At 68.9% G+C, this 16,386-nt stretch carries 14 protein-coding genes and 1 pseudogene; 1 reads left to right on the top strand and 14 read right to left on the bottom strand.

Annotation, left to right across the window (positions count from 1 at the left end):
* Positions 1-23: 23 nt before the first annotated feature.
* The 8 genes from fdxA to AC0IYU_RS15255 form a co-directional block, all read right to left on the bottom strand.
* On the bottom strand, positions 24-353 hold the full coding sequence (fdxA, locus tag AC0IYU_RS15220) for a ferredoxin (RefSeq protein ID WP_472118263.1): 330 nt from the start codon (positions 351-353) through the stop codon (positions 24-26).
* A gap of 31 nt (positions 354-384) precedes the next feature.
* Entirely contained in the window at positions 385-1,161 is a 777-nt protein-coding gene (locus AC0IYU_RS15225) for an enoyl-CoA hydratase-related protein (protein WP_472118266.1), read from the bottom strand.
* Positions 1,158-2,321, bottom strand: coding sequence for a CaiB/BaiF CoA transferase family protein (locus AC0IYU_RS15230; RefSeq protein ID WP_472118269.1), 1,164 nt, complete (start codon positions 2,319-2,321; stop codon positions 1,158-1,160). The genes AC0IYU_RS15225 and AC0IYU_RS15230 overlap by 4 nt, the downstream gene beginning before the upstream one ends.
* Positions 2,318-3,700: an FAD-dependent oxidoreductase gene (locus AC0IYU_RS15235; RefSeq protein WP_472118272.1), complete on the bottom strand. Its 1,383-nt coding sequence runs from the start codon at positions 3,698-3,700 to the stop codon at positions 2,318-2,320. Before AC0IYU_RS15235 ends, AC0IYU_RS15230 begins: the two co-directional genes overlap by 4 nt.
* A 73-nt stretch (positions 3,701-3,773) precedes the next feature.
* A complete protein-coding gene (locus AC0IYU_RS15240; RefSeq protein WP_472118276.1) occupies positions 3,774-4,622 on the bottom strand; it encodes an ABC transporter permease in 849 nt (282 codons plus the stop codon).
* Positions 4,623-4,632: 10 nt separating this feature from the next.
* Positions 4,633-5,427 carry an ABC transporter ATP-binding protein gene (locus tag AC0IYU_RS15245; RefSeq protein ID WP_472118279.1) on the bottom strand — a complete coding sequence of 265 codons (795 nt, stop codon included), beginning with the start codon at positions 5,425-5,427 and terminating at the stop codon, positions 4,633-4,635.
* 4 nt (positions 5,428-5,431) lie between these two features.
* Positions 5,432-6,463, bottom strand: coding sequence for an ABC transporter substrate-binding protein (locus tag AC0IYU_RS15250; protein ID WP_472118282.1), 1,032 nt, complete (start codon positions 6,461-6,463; stop codon positions 5,432-5,434).
* A 181-nt stretch (positions 6,464-6,644) separates the two neighbouring features.
* Positions 6,645-9,035: a DNA polymerase II gene (locus AC0IYU_RS15255; RefSeq protein ID WP_472118285.1), complete on the bottom strand. Its 2,391-nt coding sequence runs from the start codon at positions 9,033-9,035 to the stop codon at positions 6,645-6,647.
* Positions 9,036-9,228: 193 nt separating this feature from the next.
* On the opposite strand from AC0IYU_RS15255, the pseudogene AC0IYU_RS15260 reads away from it, so the two are divergent.
* A pseudogene (locus AC0IYU_RS15260) lies at positions 9,229-10,891 on the top strand (GMC family oxidoreductase).
* Here the strand turns inward: AC0IYU_RS15260 and AC0IYU_RS15265 are convergent.
* The 6 genes from AC0IYU_RS15265 to AC0IYU_RS15290 all read right to left on the bottom strand — a co-directional run bounded on the left by AC0IYU_RS15265 (position 10,866) and on the right by AC0IYU_RS15290 (position 16,328).
* On the bottom strand, positions 10,866-11,891 hold the full coding sequence (locus tag AC0IYU_RS15265; protein WP_472118288.1) for a LacI family DNA-binding transcriptional regulator: 1,026 nt from the start codon (positions 11,889-11,891) through the stop codon (positions 10,866-10,868). The pseudogene AC0IYU_RS15260 and the gene AC0IYU_RS15265 overlap by 26 nt on opposite strands.
* Positions 11,892-12,015: 124 nt before the next feature.
* Positions 12,016-12,996, bottom strand: a complete 981-nt coding sequence (locus AC0IYU_RS15270) for a 2-hydroxyacid dehydrogenase (RefSeq protein WP_472118291.1) — start codon at positions 12,994-12,996, stop codon at positions 12,016-12,018.
* Between the two features lie 5 nt (positions 12,997-13,001).
* Entirely contained in the window at positions 13,002-13,955 is a 954-nt protein-coding gene (locus tag AC0IYU_RS15275) for a sugar kinase (RefSeq protein WP_472118294.1), read from the bottom strand.
* Positions 13,956-13,978: 23 nt separating this feature from the next.
* The gene (locus tag AC0IYU_RS15280; protein WP_472118297.1) at positions 13,979-14,728 is read right to left on the bottom strand and encodes a sugar phosphate isomerase/epimerase family protein; all 750 of its coding nucleotides are present in this window, start codon (positions 14,726-14,728) and stop codon (positions 13,979-13,981) included.
* Positions 14,728-15,483 carry an amino acid ABC transporter ATP-binding protein gene (locus AC0IYU_RS15285; protein WP_472118300.1) on the bottom strand — a complete coding sequence of 252 codons (756 nt, stop codon included), beginning with the start codon at positions 15,481-15,483 and terminating at the stop codon, positions 14,728-14,730. The genes AC0IYU_RS15280 and AC0IYU_RS15285 overlap by 1 nt, the downstream gene beginning before the upstream one ends.
* A 47-nt stretch (positions 15,484-15,530) precedes the next feature.
* Positions 15,531-16,328, bottom strand: a complete 798-nt coding sequence (locus tag AC0IYU_RS15290) for a transporter substrate-binding domain-containing protein (RefSeq protein WP_472118303.1) — start codon at positions 16,326-16,328, stop codon at positions 15,531-15,533.
* Between the last annotated feature and the right edge of the window lie 58 nt (positions 16,329-16,386).

The following is a 16,386-nucleotide window of genomic DNA, read 5'->3' on the forward strand; positions in this document are numbered from 1 at the left end:
CGGCCCTCCCCATGTGCAGCCGCTCAACCGTGCGGGTGCGGCATCGCGGCAATGGCCGGGTGGTCGCAGGCCACGCGCCTCGCGTCGGCGCCGCCCGGCGAGCCGAGCCCGCTGACGTTCGCCGCGAAGAACTCGCGGTTGATGCCGGTGAAGTGCGCCATTTCGGGCGGCAGCCGAAGGTCTTCGTAGATGGCCTGGGTGGGGCAGGCGGACACGCAAACGCCGCAGTCGATGCATTCATCCGGGTGAATGTACAGAGTGCGCTCGCCTTCGTAGATGCAATCGACCGGGCAGCACTTGACGCAGGCGCCGTCCTTGACGTCGATGCAGGCGGCGGTGATGACGTAGGGCATGGCATCGGGCCTTCGTGACGGCGGGCGAGCCCTAGCGGCCCAGCCACTGCGGCTTGCGCTTCTGCTGGAACGCCAGCACGCCTTCGTCGGCATCCTGCGACTGCAGCGCCGCCACCAGCGCCGGCAGCCGCATGCGGTGCGCCTCGGCCGGCGACAGCGTGCCGGTGCGGCGCACCACCTGCTTGATGGCCTTGAGCGACAGCGGCGCGCAGGCCAGCAACTGCTGCACCCAGCGGTGCACGGCCGCGTCCAGTTCCGCGCGCGGCACCACCTCGTTGACCAGGCCCATCTCTAGCGCGCGCCGCGCCTTCACGCGCTGGCCGGTGAGCATCATGCCCATGGCCTGGCGGTAGGGAATCTGCCGCTGCAGCAGCAGCATGCCGCCGTCCAGCGGCAGCCGGCCCACCAGCGGCTCGGGCAATCCGAAGCTCGCCTCCTCGCAGGCCACGACGATGTCGCAACCCAGCACCATCTCGAAGCCGCCGCCCAGCGCGAAGCCGTTGACGCGCGCGATCACCGGCACGTCCAGCGTCTCGCGCAGCGCGATGCCGCCGAAGCCGCCGGGGCGCGCCGCGGCCCAGTACTCCACGCCCTTGAGGTTGGAGGTGTTCTTCAGGTCCGCGCCCGCGCAGAACGAGCGCTCGCCCGCGCCGGTGAGCACCACCGCACGGATGTCGTCGCGCGCTTCGATCTCGGACCAGATGCGCTGCAGTTCGGCCTCGGTCGGCAGGTCCACCGCATTGAGCACGTCGGGGCGGTCGATGGTGACCGTGGCGACGTGATCGACGACCTCGAAGAGAACGCTCATGCCCCGGTCTCCTCGATCAGTGCGCGCGCTTCGGCCAGCACCTCTTCGGTGTGCTGCCCCAGCTTGGGCGGGTCGCGCCGCAGGCCGGCCTTGGCGCCCGACATGTGGATCGGGCTGGCGATGAACCTGAGCTTGCGCCCGGGCGACGAACCGCCTTCCAGGATCATCGCGTTGTGCAGCGTCTGCGGATCGACGAGTGCCTCGCGCATGTCGCGCACCGGCGCAGAGAGCAGGTCCTGCTCCTCCAGCTTGGCGAGCCAGTGCTCGCGCGTGCCGCTGGCAAAGCGCTCGTGAAAGATCGCATGCAGCGCCGTCTTGTTGGCGAACTGCGCCTTCAGCGTGGCGTAGCGCGCGTCGAGCGACAGGTCTTCGAGCCCCAGCGCCGTGCAGATATCGCGCAGCGGGTTGGCCTTGAAGGCGCCCACCAGCACCAGCGGGCCGGTCTGCGTGTCGAACACCCCCGACAGCGGCATGGCAGCCCAGTTCACCTCGGAGTCTTCCATCATCACCATGGCCGCCTCCTGCATCTGCATGGCGAGCATGGAGTTGTAGAGCGACACCGAGATCTTCTGGCCCTCGCCCGTGCGCTCACGCTGCAGCAGCGCCAGCAGAATGCCCTGCACCATGTGCATGCCCGCGGTGTAGTCGGCCAGCGCCGTCGGGTAGATCGACACCGGCACCGAGGCGTCGGCGCGGCGCGCCATCACGCCGGTGAGCGCCTGCGCGAGCACGTCCTGCCCGCCCTTGTGGGCATACGGGCCGGTCTCGCCGAAGCCGGTGCCCACCGCGTAGACGATGCGCGGGTTCAGCCGCTTGCAGTCTTCGTAGCCCAGCCCCAGGCGCTCCATCACACCGGCGCGGAAGTTGTTGGTGACCACGTCGGCACCGGCGATCAGCGCCTTCACCAGTTCCATCTGTTGCGCATCGCGCAGGTCGATCTCCACACTGCGCTTGTTGCGGTTCAGGCTGCAGAAGATCGGGTTGTCGTGGCCCGCCACGGGCGCGAAGGTGGAGCGGCTCAGGTCGCCCGCGCCCTTGCGCTCGATCTTGATCACGTCGGCGCCATGGTCGGCCAGCATCTGCGTGCAGACCGGGCCCATCATCACCTGCGTGAAGTCGATCACGCGGATGCCGTCCAGCGGCAGTGCGGCGGTGCTCATGCGGCCTCCTGGGTGAAAGAACGCGCAATGGCGGGCACGTCGGCGTTGGGGCCCTTCTGGTCGCCCGGGTCGGCGCCCTGCGCGCGCAGCGTCTTCTGCAGCTTCGCGATGTCGACCTCGCGCACCGACACACCGGCATTCAGCGCCAGCGCCGCGGCCGTGCCAGTGGCCTCGCCCATCGCCATGCAGGGCGGGATCTCGCGCGAGATCTTCTGCGCGGCCGAGGTGGCCGAGTAGTGGCGCCCGGCGACCAGCAGGTTCTCCACGCTGCGCGGCAGCAGCGTGCGGTACGGGTAGTAATAGTCGCGCCCACGGGCCACGCTGTCATCGAAGCGCGTGCGCTGCGCCACGTCTTCCTTGGTCATCACGTAGGCGCCTTCGAGCAGCCGCGTCTGGCGGATGCCGGTCTGTGGCGCCATGTCGATCAGCGTGCACTTCGCAAAACCCGGCAGCCTGGCGCGCACGAACTCGATCACCTTGTGGATGGTGGCGCGGCCCTGCACCTCGGCGCGCGTCAGGTCGCTCACCTTCAGGCCGTCCAGGCCCGGCATGTGCGGGCAGTTGCACCACACCACGCCCGGCAGCGGCGTCTTGAGCCACCACGCCTCCCAGGCGCCGCCCAGCATGTGCTTGATCTCGCGGTCCAGCGCCTGCCAGGCCACGGGTTCCTCGCGCTCGAAGCGCTCGGCCTCCTCAGTGTCGACGGCACCCAGGCGGAACACGGTGGTCACGATGTAGCTGCCGCTGATGTGCGGCGCGCCGGCCGAGGCCGCCACGTCGAGGTCGCCGGTGGTGTCGATCACCACCTTGCCCAGGATGGCCTCGCGCCCGCCCTTGGTCTCGCAGACCACGCCCTTGACCTTGCCGTCTTCCACCAGCGTGCGCGAGAACCACGAGTGCAGCCGCAGCTCGATGCCGGCCTGCTGCACCATCTCCAGCGAGGTGCGCTTCCACGCGTCGGGGTCGAAGGCGGCGGCGAAGCAGATGGGGTGCGGCTTCTCCTTGCTGTGGAAGTCGTAGGTGCCCCAGCGCTTCCAGCGCCGCACCGACTCGGGCAGCGTGCCCCAGTCCTGCTGGCGCGGGTACTCGGCCAGGCCGAGCGCGGACATGCGCTCGATCATCTCCAGGCAGATGCCGCGCACCGAAATTTCCTGCTGGTGGCTGTCCCACATGTCGTCCAGCACCAGCACCATGCCGCCCGAGGCCAGGCCGCCCAGGTGGTTGTAGCGCTCCAGCAGCGTCACGCTCGCGCCGTTGCGCGCGGCGGCCAGTGCCGCGGCCTGCCCTGCGGGCCCACCGCCGACCACCACCACGTCCGATTCGGCCGCCACGCGCACGTCGTGCGCGGGCTCCTGCATCCAGTCGCCAATACGGCTCATAGAACTATCTCCTTTAGAAATTTTCGGGATGCGGCGGCACGCAGGCCGCCACCTGTTGCAAGTGCGGCAGCGCTCAGTGCACGCTCTCGGGTTGCCAGCGGATGACCCACTTCTCCGCCAGCGTGACCAGCAGGAAGAACAGGCCCGACAGCGTGGCGCTCATGACGATCGCGGCGTACAGCAGCGGCGAATCGAAGTTGAAGGTGGCCTGCAGGATCATGGCGCCGATGCCCACCGTGGCGCCCACCCACTCGCCCACCACGGCACCGATCACGCACATCGACGCCGCGATGCGCAGGGCCGAGAACAGGTAGGGCAATGCGTTCAGCAGCCGCAGGCGGAAGAAGATCTCGGTCTTGCTCGCCGACAGCACGCGCATCAGCTCCATCGCCTGCGGGTTGACCGACTCCAGCCCGCGCACCATGTTCACCAGCGTCGGAAAGAAGCACACCAGCGCGGCGATGGTGATTTTGGGCTCCATGCCGTTGCCCATGATGAGCACCAGCACCGGCGCCTTGGCCACCAGCGGCACGGCGTTGAACATCAGCACCACCGGAAAGAAGATGTCCTGCAGCGTCTTGTTGTGCACGAAGACCGTGGCCACCGCGATGGCCGCGAGGTTGCCCAGCACGAAGCCGCCGGCCGCCTCCATGGCGGTGGGCAGCAGGTTGTCGAGCAGCACGGCGCGCTTGGCGTAGAGCGTCTCCAGCACGGCCCACGGCGTGGGCGCGATGAAGGGCTTGACGTCGAACACGGCAATCACCGCCCACCACAGGAAGAGAAGGCCGGCAATGCCCAGCGCCGGCAGGATGCGGCGGCGCCACAGGCGCCTTTGCCGCGCGGCGGCCCAGGCCTGGTATTCGGGGTCGACCGGTGCGGCGAAGGCACCGGGCACGGCGGTGTCGAGGGAGCGTGTGTTCATGGCATCGGCCTCAGCAGGTTTCCAGCACGCGCCGCAGATGGCTCGTGAGGCGAACGAATTCGGGGGTCTCGCGCATTTCGAGCGTGCGATCGGCGGGCAGCTCCACCGGCACGATCTCGCGCACGCGGCCGGGGTTCGCCGCCAGCATCAGCACGCGCTGGCCGAGGAAGGCCGCCTCGTGGATGCTGTGGGTCACGAAAAGAATCGTCACGCCGGTCTCGCGCCATACGCGCAGGATTTCTTCGTTGAGCCGGTCGCGCGTGATCTCGTCGAGCGCGCCGAAGGGCTCGTCCATCAGCAGGATCTTCGGGTCGCTGGCCAGAGCGCGCGCAATCGACACGCGCTGGCGCTGGCCGCCCGACAGTTCGTGCGGGAAGGCGTGCGCGCGGTCCTTCAGCCCCACCAGCTCCAGCAGTTCCTGCGGCGAGCGGCGGCCCTTGCGGCTCGCGCCGCCGCCGACCTGCAACGGCAGCTCCACGTTCTGCAGCGCGGTGCGCCACGGCAGCAGCGCCGCGTCCTGGAACACGAAGCCGATGTCGCGGTTCTTGCGCGCGGCCTGCGGCGTGGACGACAGCACCTCGATGCGGCCGCGGCTGGGTTGCAGCAGGTCGGCCACCACCCGCAGAAAGGTCGACTTGCCGCAGCCCGAGGGGCCCAGCAGCGTGAGGAACTCGCCGAGCGCCACGTCGAGGTCCAGGCTCTGGAGGGCGGTGACGTCGCGGCGCTCGGTGAAGAAGCGCACGCCGATGTCGCGGCACGCGATGGCCGGCGCGGATGAACGGGCTGTGTCGAGAACGGCGGCCATCGTGTCAGCCCTTCATCGCCCGCGCGGCGGCGGTGGCCTTGAGCGGGTCGAGCGAGATCACGTCGTCCACCTTCGGCGTGCGCGCGGTGAACTGGCCCAGGTCCGCATAGGTGGCGATCTGCTCCTGCCACACGGCCGGGTCCATCGCGCCCCAGCCCTGCGTCTGCGCGGCACCGCCGAAGGCGTACTCGAGCATCACGTCGACCGCCACGCGCTCGTCTTCGCGCTTGAGGTTCGGGTACTCCTTCACCAGCATGTCCACCGCCTGGTCGCGGTTGGCGCGCACGTGGTGCCAGCCCTTGGCGGTGGCACGCAGGAAGGCCTCGATCACCTTGGGCTGGGTCTCCAGCGTCCTGGTCGATGCGTAGTACGGCAGCGCATAGAGGCGCACGCCCGCGTCCCACTGCGTGAGCGTGGCGATGTCGGGTCCCAGCACCTTGATGGCCGTGGTGTTCGTGAGCCAACCCGTCACCACGTCGACCTGGCCCGTGAGCAGCGGCGACATGTCCGCGCCGATGGAGACGACCTTCACGTCCTTCTCGGCGATCTTGTTCTTCGCGAGCAGCGCGCGCAGCAGGATGGCGGCCGTCGACGGAATGCCCACCCGCTTGCCCACCAGGTCGGCCGGCTTGCGCACCGGGTTCTTGGCCAGCGAGAAGTAGGTGTACGGATGCTTCTGCGCGCCCACCGCGAAGCACTTGATCGGCAGGCCCTGCGACACGGCCAGCATGATCGACGGGCTCGACGACACCTGCCCGACCTCGTAGCGGCCCGAGGCGATGATGGCCACGCCGTCGATGTTGGGGCCGCCCGGCTGGATCGCGAAGTCGATGCCCTCCTGCTCGTAGAAGCCCATGCGCTTGGCGACCACCTCGCCGATCTGGTTGCCCCCCACGATCCAGCCCAGCTGCATGTTGATGCGCGCCTTGCCCTGTGCGAAGGCGTCGACGCTGAGCAGGCCGCCGGCGGAGAGACCGCCGGCGATGAGGGACGTCTTGAGGAGACTTCGGCGACCGGGGTCCCGGAGATTGGCCATGGCGAATTCCTTGTGGATGCGATGAGGTGAACGGATGCTAGGAGCGCGCGGCGAGCGCACCAAGCACCGTTTTTCGCAACGGGCGAACTAAAAAATAGGTCCCCTTGCGCTTCCCCAATGACATCGCGGTGCATGGGGCGCACCGGCGTGCACCACATGCGGGAAAACGTGAATCCCGCGGCTAGAAAAGGCCTTGCTGCGCGGTCGTCAACGCCATGAAGCTCTCGCCCATCGGCTGCAGGATGGCGTCGGCAATCGGTTGCAGCTGCTTGCTCAGGTAGTGCTCGTGGTCGATGCGGGAATGGCGCGTTTCCAGCGGCTCCGGCCCGTTGCGGGTCATGACGTATTGAATCCAGCCGCCGCTCTGGTACTGCATGGGCCGCCCGACACTGGCGTTGTACGCGTCGGCGATGCGCGCGGCGCGCACCTGAGGCGGCACGTTGACCAGGTAGGCATCGAGCGGGTGGCGCAGGCGCTTCCTGTAGATGAGCAGGTCGTCCTTTGCGCCGGCCAGCGTAGCGCGTGCATAGTCGGTCACGAATGCCTTGTACGGCTCGCCCTGAAAGATGCGCGACAGCAGCCCCTCCTGGAACTGGCGCGCCAGCGGGGTCCAGTCGCTGCGGGCCATCTCCAGGCCGCGGTAGACCATCTCCTCCTTGCCCGATGCATCCATGCTCAGGCCCGCATAGCGCTTCTTGCTGCCCACCTCCGAGCCCCGGATGGTGGGCATGAAGAACTTCCTGTAGTGGGTGTCGAACTCGATCTCGAGCAGGTTCTCCAGGCCCTGCTCCTCGCGCAGGGTTCGCGTCCACCAGCCGTTGATGTCCCCCGCCAGTTCGGCCGCGACGGCGTGCGCTTCCTCGTTGCTATGGGTGCGCCTGAGCCAGATGAAGATGGAGTCGGTGTCGCCGTAGATGACCTCGTAGCCCCGGCGCTCCACGAAGTCGCGCGTGAGCTTCATCATCTCGTGGCCCCGCAGGGTGATGGCGGACACCAGCTGGGGATTGAAGAAGCGGCAGTCGGCCGCACCCAGCACGCCGGCGAAAGAGTTCATGAGCAGCTTCAGGGCCTGGGACAGCGGCTCGTTCCTGACCCGCTTGGCCTCGTCGCGGGCACGCCAGAGCGTGGTCACGATTTCGGGCAGGCAGTGCTTCTCGCGGGAGAAGACGGTTCCTCCCGGCCCGTTGACGTGCATCGCCGGATCGCTGGCGTTCGAACCTTCCATCAAGCCCACCGGGTCGACCAGGAAGGTGCGGATGATCGAGGGGTACAGGCTCTTGTAGTCCAGCACCACCACCGAGTCGTAGAAGCCCGGCTTGGAGCCCATCACGTACCCGCCGGGATAGGCCTTGCTCGCGATCTCGCGCACGTTCGGCGCCACGTAGCCCAGGCGATGCATGCGCGGCAGGTAGTGGTGGCTGAACGCGGCAATGGAGCCGCCGAAGTGGTCGGCCTGCAGGCCGGTGGCGTGGGCGCGCTCCATCATGAACTGCAGCAGCTTCGCCTTCTCGAAGATGCGCAGCACCAGCTCGCAGTCGCGGATGTTGTAGCGCGCGAGCGCGGGCTTGTCGTGCTGGTAGCGCCGCTCGATCTCGGCCATCTTGTCGTACGCGTCGCCGATGGACTTGCCCTCGCCGAGCAGCGCTTGCGACACGGTCTCCAGGCTGAACGAAGGAAAGCTCCACACCGCGGCCTTGAGCGCGTCGATGCCGTCGATGACCACCCGGCCGGGCATGGGTGCGAACAGGTAGCCCTGCTTGCCCGGATGGGTGCGCCACGCGACAGGCCGCCGCTCACGCCCCAGGAGGAGCGGCGCCCCGCAGTCGTCGGCTGTCTTCTGAAGCACGCGCAGGTCGAACTGGATGACGTTCCAGCCGATCAGGACGTCCGGGTCGTTGCGCTCGAACCAGTCGTTGAGCCGCTCGAGCATGGCCTTGCGGGTCGGGCAATAGACGAGCGAGAAGTCCATGGGCGCATGCCGTTCACCCGGCTCCGCCGGCTCGGGCGGCGGCTCGCCCAGCATGAAGACAACCCGTTCCTGCGTGCCGTCCAGCGCAATGGAATAGAGCGCTTCGTCCTGGCTCGTCTCGATGTCCAGCGACACCACCTTCAGCACCGGCCTGAATTCGGGCGCGGGCTTGAGCTTGCAGTCGACGAGGGTGGCGCCGTCGACCCGCCCTCCTTCCACCCGCACGCCGGCGGTGATGAACCGCTCCATCAGGTAGCGGTCGTGCGGGCGCACATCGGCTTCGAGCAGGGCAATGCCCTGCGGCTGGAGGGCACGCGCCAACCGACCGAGCTGGCGGAAGTGCGTTGCGTAGACACCGACGACGGGTTCCTGTTGGAAGGTCTTCAGTTCGAGCTCGCGCAGTTGCATGCCCGGCATGGCCGCGAGCTGCGCTTGCACCGCCGCCCTGTGCCGGGTCGCGACGAATGCGACGGAGCTCCGGGCGGTCAGGAGCACTTTCAGCGGCCCCGCATCGGTTGCCAGCCAGTACTCGATTTCGGTGCCCGACGGCGCATCGCGCCAATGGCGAGTGAGGATGAAGCCCTTGAGTTCGGTGGATGCCACGAGAGCTTGAAGGGTCGGAGAAGGCGGAAGGGCAGGCTGGGGCACAGCCGATTTTCGCCCGGTTGCGGCCGGGCGGCGTTGGCCGCAATGCGACGCACCGAGGGAAAACGCCGAGCCCCGCTTCCACGTTCATTCCTACAGTCGAATCCGTCCGCGCGGACGCAGGCAGCAAAGAACAAAAGGAAGACGCGCCATGGAATTCGACTACGTGATCGTCGGTGGCGGCTCCGGCGGCGCCACCCTGGCCTCGCGCCTGAGCGAGGACCCCGGCGTGCAGGTCTGCCTTGTCGAAGCCGGCGGCGAGGGGCGCGGCATTCTGGTGCGCGCACCGGCCGCCACGGTGGCGATGCTGCCGGGCCGCCCGCGCATCAACAACTACGCCTACCGGACCGTGCCGCAGCCGGGCCTGGACGGCCGCCGCGGTTACCAGCCGCGCGGGCGCTGCCTGGGCGGCTCGAGCGCGATCAACGCAATGCTCTACGTGCGCGGCCACCGCGAGGACTACGACGACTGGGCCCGCGCCGGATGCGCCGGCTGGTCGTTCGACGAGGTGCTGCCCTACTTCATTCGCGCCGAAGGCAACCAGCGCGGCGCCAGCGCGCTGCATGGCGCCGACGGGCCGCTGCAGGTGGCAGAGCAGCAGAGCCCGCGCGCGATCACCGAAGACTTCGTGCGCGCCGCGCAATGCTGCGGCATTCCGCGCAACGACGACTTCAACGGCCCCGAGCAGGAAGGCGTGGGCCTCTACCAGGTCACGCAGTTCCACGGCGGCGCGAAGAACGGCGAGCGCTGCTCGGTGGCCGCGGCCTACCTGCACCCGGCGATGAAGCGCCCCAACCTCCGGGTGCTGACCGGTGCGCAGGTGCTGCGCGTGCTGCTCGAAGGGCGCCGCGCGGTGGGCGTCGAGATGCGGCGCGGCGGCAAGACCGAGACAATCGCCGCGCGGCGCGAGGTGGTGCTGTGCGGCGGCGCGTTCAACTCGCCGCAGCTGCTGATGCTGTCGGGCATCGGAGAACCCGGCGAACTGGCGAAGCACGGCATCGCGGTGCGGCACGCGTTGCCGGGTGTCGGGTGTCGGGCAGAACCTGCAGGACCACACCGACTTCATCCTGTCGTACACCTCGAAGGACACCGACCTGTTCGGCATCGGCGCGGTCGCGGGGCTGAAGCTGATGAAGGCCGTCTTCGAGTGGCGCAAGCGCGGTACGGGGCTGGTCGCCACGCCGTTCGCCGAGGGCGGCGCCTTCATCAAGTCGTCGCCCGAGCTGCGGCGGCCCGACCTGCAGCTGCACTTCGTGATCGCCATCACCGACGACCATGCGCGCAAGCTGCACATGGGCTTCGGCTTCTCGTGCCATGTGTGCGTGCTGCGGCCCAAGGGCCGTGGCGACGTGCGGCTGAACGATGCCGATCCGCTGTCGGCGCCGCGCATCGACCCGCGTTTCCTGTCGGAGCCGGAGGACCTGGCGCTGCTGCTGCAGGGCGTGAAGAAGACGCGCGAGATCCTGCGCGCGCCGGCGCTCGCGAAGTACCGGCACCGCGAGCTCTACACCGCCGACGCACGCACCGACGAAGAGCGCGTGCGCCACATCCGCGCGCGCGCCGACACCATCTACCACCCGGTGGGCACCTGCAGGATGGGCACGGACGCGATGTCGGTGGTCGACGCGCAGCTGCGCGTGCATGGCATCGAGAACCTGCGCGTGGTCGATGCCTCGGTCATGCCCACGCTGATCGGCGGCAACACCAACGCGCCGACCGTGATGATGGCCGAGCGCGCGGCCGACTGGATGCGCGGGCCGATCACCTTCGACCGCGCGGTGCAGGACGCTAGGTCGCCTGCGACGAGCCCCTGACCACCAGTTCGCCGGGCAGCAGCAACTGGCGCGGCGGCACGTCGAGGCCGCGCAACCGTTCGATCAGGCATTGGGCCGCCGTGCGCCCGATGGCGTCGGTCGGCTGGGCCACAGTGCTCAGGCCCGGCCCGATGAGCGAGGCCCACTCGGGATCGTCGAAGCCGACGAAGCCCAGGTCGTCGCCGAACCGCCAGCGCAGCCGGGCCATCGCCTGCGCCACGCGCAGCGTGACCACCGCATTGCCCGCGACCACGGCCGCGCGGCGCCCGCGCCTGGCGCGCTGGCGCAGGGCGCGCAGCGCTTCGTCGAGCGCCTCGTGGCCCCCTTCAACGCATTCGAAGATCTCGCCCGCCACGCGCGGCTCGTGCGCGGCCACGCAGGCGCCGAAGGCCGCCGTGCGTTCGCGCCGCGAGCTCACGCCTTTCTGCGGCTCGGTCACGTACAGCAGCTCGCGGTAGCCGCCTTCGACCAGGTGGCCGCAGGTGGCCGTCATTGCGGCGTGGTTGTCGAGCGAGACGAAGTCGGTGTGCATGCCGGTGTGGCGCCGATCGACCAGCACCGCCGGCTTGCCGTGCAGCGTGACCGCGTCGACCACGTTGCTGCCGCGGCCCAGCGTGTTGAGGATGAAGCCGTCGACCTGGTAGCCCGCGAGCGCATCGATGGCCTCGCGCTCGCGTTCGCTCTCGTTGCCGAGGTTGAACAGCATCACGAGGTAGCCCGCGTCCTGGCAGGCCTTCTCGGCGCCGCGCAGCACGGCCACGGAATACGGGTTGGTGATGTCGGCCACGATCAGGCCGATGAGGCGCGAGCGACCGTGGCTCAGCGCCTGCGCCATCGGGCTGGGCGAGTACTGCAGCGCCGCGATCGCGACCTCGACGCGCGCGGCGATGTCGGGGCTCAGAAGACGTTCGCGATGGTTGAGAAAGCGCGAGACGGTGGCTTTGGAAACGCCGGCTGCTTCTGCGACGTCGGCGATGGTGGCGCGGCCGCTCGGCTTCATGGTCTTGCTCCTTCCCCCTTTGGGGGAAGGTTGGGATGGGGGCAGGCAGAGCGCTCGATGGATGCGCCGCTTGCCCCCACCCCTGCCCTCCCCCAGCGGGGGAGGGAGAAAAGCCTGGCACCGGTCATGCGCTCGCCGTGTCGTACGGCGCTGTCGGCTTCTCGCCAGCCAGCACCTGCAGCAGATTCGTCGTGGCCAGCTCGGCCATCGCATGGCGCGTCTCGTGCGTGGCCGAGCCGATGTGCGGCAGCGGCGTCACGCGCGGGTGCGTGCGCAGTGGCGAGTCGGCCGGCAGCGGCTCCTTGGCGAACACGTCGAGCCCGGCGGCGCGCAGCGTGCCGTGGTCGAGCGCGTGCAGCAGCGCCTCTTCGTTCACCGTGGCACCACGGCCGCCATTGATGAACGAAGCACCCGGCTTCATGCGCGCGAAGAAGCCGGCGTCGATCATGCCGCGCGTCGCGTCGGTCAGCGGCAGCATCGCCAGCACGATGTCGGCACGCGCCAGCAGGTCGTCCAGCGGCGTGTGGGTGGCGCGGCCTTGCAGCTCGGGCGCCTGCGCGGCCAGGTCGACCGCGCGGCGCGAGTGGTAGAGCACCGGCATGCCGAAGCCCAGGGCGGCGCGGCGCGCCACGGCCTGGCCGATGCGCCCGAAGCCGAGGATGCCCAGCGTCTTGCCGTGCACGTCGGTGCCGAACAGTTCTTCACCAATGTTTTTCGTCCAGCGGCCTTCGCGCACCAGGTTCGACAGCTCCACCACGCGGCGCTGCGTGGCCATGAGGATGGCGAACACCGTGTCGGCCACCGTCTCGGTGAGCACGTCGGGCGTGTGGCACAGCACGATGCCGCGCGTGTGCAGCTCGGCCAGTGCGTAGTTGTCGACGCCGACCGACACGCTGGAAATCACCTGCAGCTGCGGCGCCGCGTCGAGCAGCGCGGTGTCGACGTTGTAGCTCGAGCCGATGAGCCCGTTCGCGGTGCGCAGCGCCGCGGCAAAGGCCTCGGGCTCCTTGCGCGGATCGGCCACGGTGACGTGGTGCGCGGCCTGCAGGCGGGCCAGCTGGTCGTCGGGCAGCGCCCGGAACACGAGCACGTTCTTTGGCGTCATGGTTTTCAAAGCCCCGCTTCTTCGAGTTGCGCCCGCGTCGGCAGGCCTTCGGTATCGCCCAGCACCTGCACGGCGCGCGCGCCGATCCAGGCGCCGCGACGCACGGCGTCGGGCACGCTCCTGCCTTCGAGCAGGGCGCTCACCACGCCGGCCGCGAAGCCGTCGCCCGCGCCCACGGTGTCGATCACTTCCTTTACCGGGAAGCCCGCGACATGGCCGGTGCCGGCCACGTCGCTGTCGTAGTAGGCGCCCGCGGCGCCGAGCTTCACGACCACCAGCTTCGCGCCGCGCTCGCGGTAGAACCTGGCCACGTCCTCGGGCTTGTCGTGGCCCGTGAGCAGCAGGCCCTCTTCGATGCCGGGCAGCACCCAGTCGGCGCGCGAGGCGAGCTCGTTGACCCAGTGGCGCATGGTCTCGGTGGACGACCACAGCGTGGGGCGCAGGTTGGTGTCGAAGGAGATGGTGCGGCCGGCCGCGCGCATCACGTCCATGGTCTTCAGCGCGGCCTGCAGGCTGGTGTCGGAGATGGCGGCGAACACGCCGGTGGCGTGCAAGTGGCGCGCGCAGCGCAGCCAGGCCTCGTCGACGTCGCCCGGGCCCATCTGGCTCGCGGCCGAGCCCTTGCGGTGGTATTCGATCGGCGGGTCGCTGCCGTCGGTGACGCGGCCCTTGAACTGGAAGCCGGTGCGCTGCGCCGCGTCGGTGATCACGTGCGAGCAGTCGATGCCTTCGGCGCGCATCGCGCCCAGCAGCGCGCGGCCCATGGAGTCGGTGCCCAGGCGGCTGGCCCAGCCCACCTTCAGGCCCAGGCGCGACAGGCCGATGGCCACGTTGGTCTCGGCGCCGGCGGTGCGCTTGAAGAACGACTCGGCGTTTTCCAGCGGGCCGGGGCGGTCGGCCACGAGCAGCAGCATGGCCTCGCCGAACAGGGCGACGTCGAAGGCGGTAGGTTCTGTCATGTTGTTGTCGATTTCCTTGCGATCTACAACGGCGCGCGCGCCGCGCGGATGAAGTCGATCTGTGCGCGGGTCACGGCCAGCAGGTCGTCGCCCACGAGCGGGTATTCGATGGCATGCGGCACGTCGGCCGGCAGCGCGCGCAGCACGGCGCGCCACGGCGCGACCGAGTCGCCCAGCGGCACCGCCACCCACTTGTGCGGCAGCCGCTGCGCGCCCTTGCAGTGCACGTAGCGCACGCGGTGGCCCAGCGCCTGCGCGGCCTGCAGCGGGCACTCGCCCACCCAGTGCCAGTTGCCCATGTCGAAGGTCATGCCCAGCGACACGCCGGCACGGTCGGCCACGTCGAAGAAGGTCTGCAGCGCGGCCAGCGTGCCGGCACGCACGGTCTGGTCGTTCTCGATGACGAGTTCGACGCGCGTCTCGGCCAGCTGCACCTTCAGGCCCCACAGCGAGCCGTGCGACGACGCCTGGAAGTCGCCGATGGACATCTTCAGCCGCTTCGCACCCACGCGCGTGGCGGCATCGATGCCGCGCTTGAGCGCGGCGCTGTCGAGCCAGCCACCTTCGGCCCACAGGCCTTCGGGGCTGGAGTACACGGACGCGAGCCCGTTCAGCGCGGGCAGTTCCGCCTCGGCGTCGCGCAGCATCTCGCCGCGCACTTCCACCGAATCGGCGCCGGCCGCGCGGGCCAGCTGTGAGCACCAGAGCTGGCCGTGGCGGCCCACCTCGGCCGCACCGAAGGACGACAGAGAAATCAGGACCTCGAAGGACATCAGTGGCCTTGGTGCGAGCTGAGGATCTGGCCGAGGAACTGGCGCGTGCGCTCGTCCTTGGGGTTGCCGAAGAATTCTTCGGGCGGCGCCTGCTCGACGATCTTGCCTTCGGCCATGAAGATCACGCGGTCGGCCACGCTGCGGGCAAAGCCCATTTCGTGCGTCACGCACAGCATGGTCATGCCGTCTTCGGCCAGGCCAATCATGGTGTCGAGCACTTCCTTGACCATCTCGGGGTCGAGTGCCGACGTGGGCTCGTCGAACAGCATGATCTTGGGCGTCATGCACAGCGCGCGCGCAATGGCCACGCGCTGCTGCTGGCCGCCCGAGAGCTGGCTGGGGTACTTGCCGGCCTGCTCGGGAATGCGCACACGGGTGAGGTACTTCATGGCCACCTCCTCCGCTTGCGCCTTGGTCATGCCGCGCGAGCGCATCGGCGCGAGCGTGCAGTTTTCCAGGATGGTCAGGTGCGGGAACAGGTTGAACTGCTGGAACACCATGCCCACTTCGGCGCGCACCGCGTCCACGTTCTTGCCACCGGCCGTGAGGTCGATGCCGTCGACCACGATGCGGCCCTTCTGCACCGTCTCCAGCCGGTTGATGCAGCGGATGAGCGTGGACTTGCCCGAGCCCGAAGGCCCGCAGATCACGATGCGCTCGCCCTGGCGCACCGACAGGTCGATGCCGGTCAACACCTGGAATTCACCGTACCACTTGTTGACCGCTTCCATGCGGATGATCGATTCCGTCGTCATGCCAGGGTTTCCTTGCTGCTGCTTGCTGTGCTTGCTTGCCAGTGGGCTTACTGCATCTTGGGCAGGTCGGCCTGCAGCCACTTTTGATACAGCTTGTTGAGCTCGCCGTTGGCGGTGTTCTTCTGCACGAAGTCGTTCACGGCCTTGGTGAGTTCTTCCTGGCCGGGGCGCATCGCGATGCCCATCGACTGCTGCACCAGCGTGAACTTGTTCTCGAAGGTGTTGGCAGGCACGCGCTTGGCGATCTGCGCGGCCACGGTCACCGAGCAGCCGATGGCGTCGACCTGGCCCGAGATGAGCGCCTGCATGGCCGAGGCGTCGTCGTCGAAGCGGCGGATCTCGGTGCCTTCGGGTGCGGCCTTGGTCACGGCCACGTCCTGCGTGGACGCACGGGCCACGCCCACGCGCAGGCCCTTCAGGTCGCCGGCCGCCTTGATGGGGGTCTTGGTGGCGCCGTACAGCACGATGGTGGCGGCCGCGTAAGGCGTGGAGAACTGCACCTGCTTCGAACGCTCGGGCGTGATGGCCAGCGAAGCGACCAGCAGGTCGACCTTGTTGGTCAGCAGGAAGGGAATGCGGTTGGGGCCGGTCACCGGCACGATGTTGGCCTTGACGCCCCAGTCCTTGGCCAGCAGCTTGGCCACGTCGGCGTCGTAGCCGTCGGGCTGGTTCTTGGCGTCGGTGGTGCCGTAGGGCGGAAAGTCGACCAGCATGCCGATGGTGATCTCGCCCTTCTTCTTGATGTCGGCCACGCTTTGCGCCGAGGCGAAGGGTGCGAACACGGTCAGGGCGGCGCCCAGGCCGAGGGCTGCGAGCGCTGCGCGGCGGGTGGTGGTACGGGTCATTGGATATGTCTCCTGAAGAAAGGAAGGAACAACGAGAAAGAAAAAAGCGAAAGCGAAA

Source organism: Variovorax sp. AC103 (assembly GCF_979254005.1).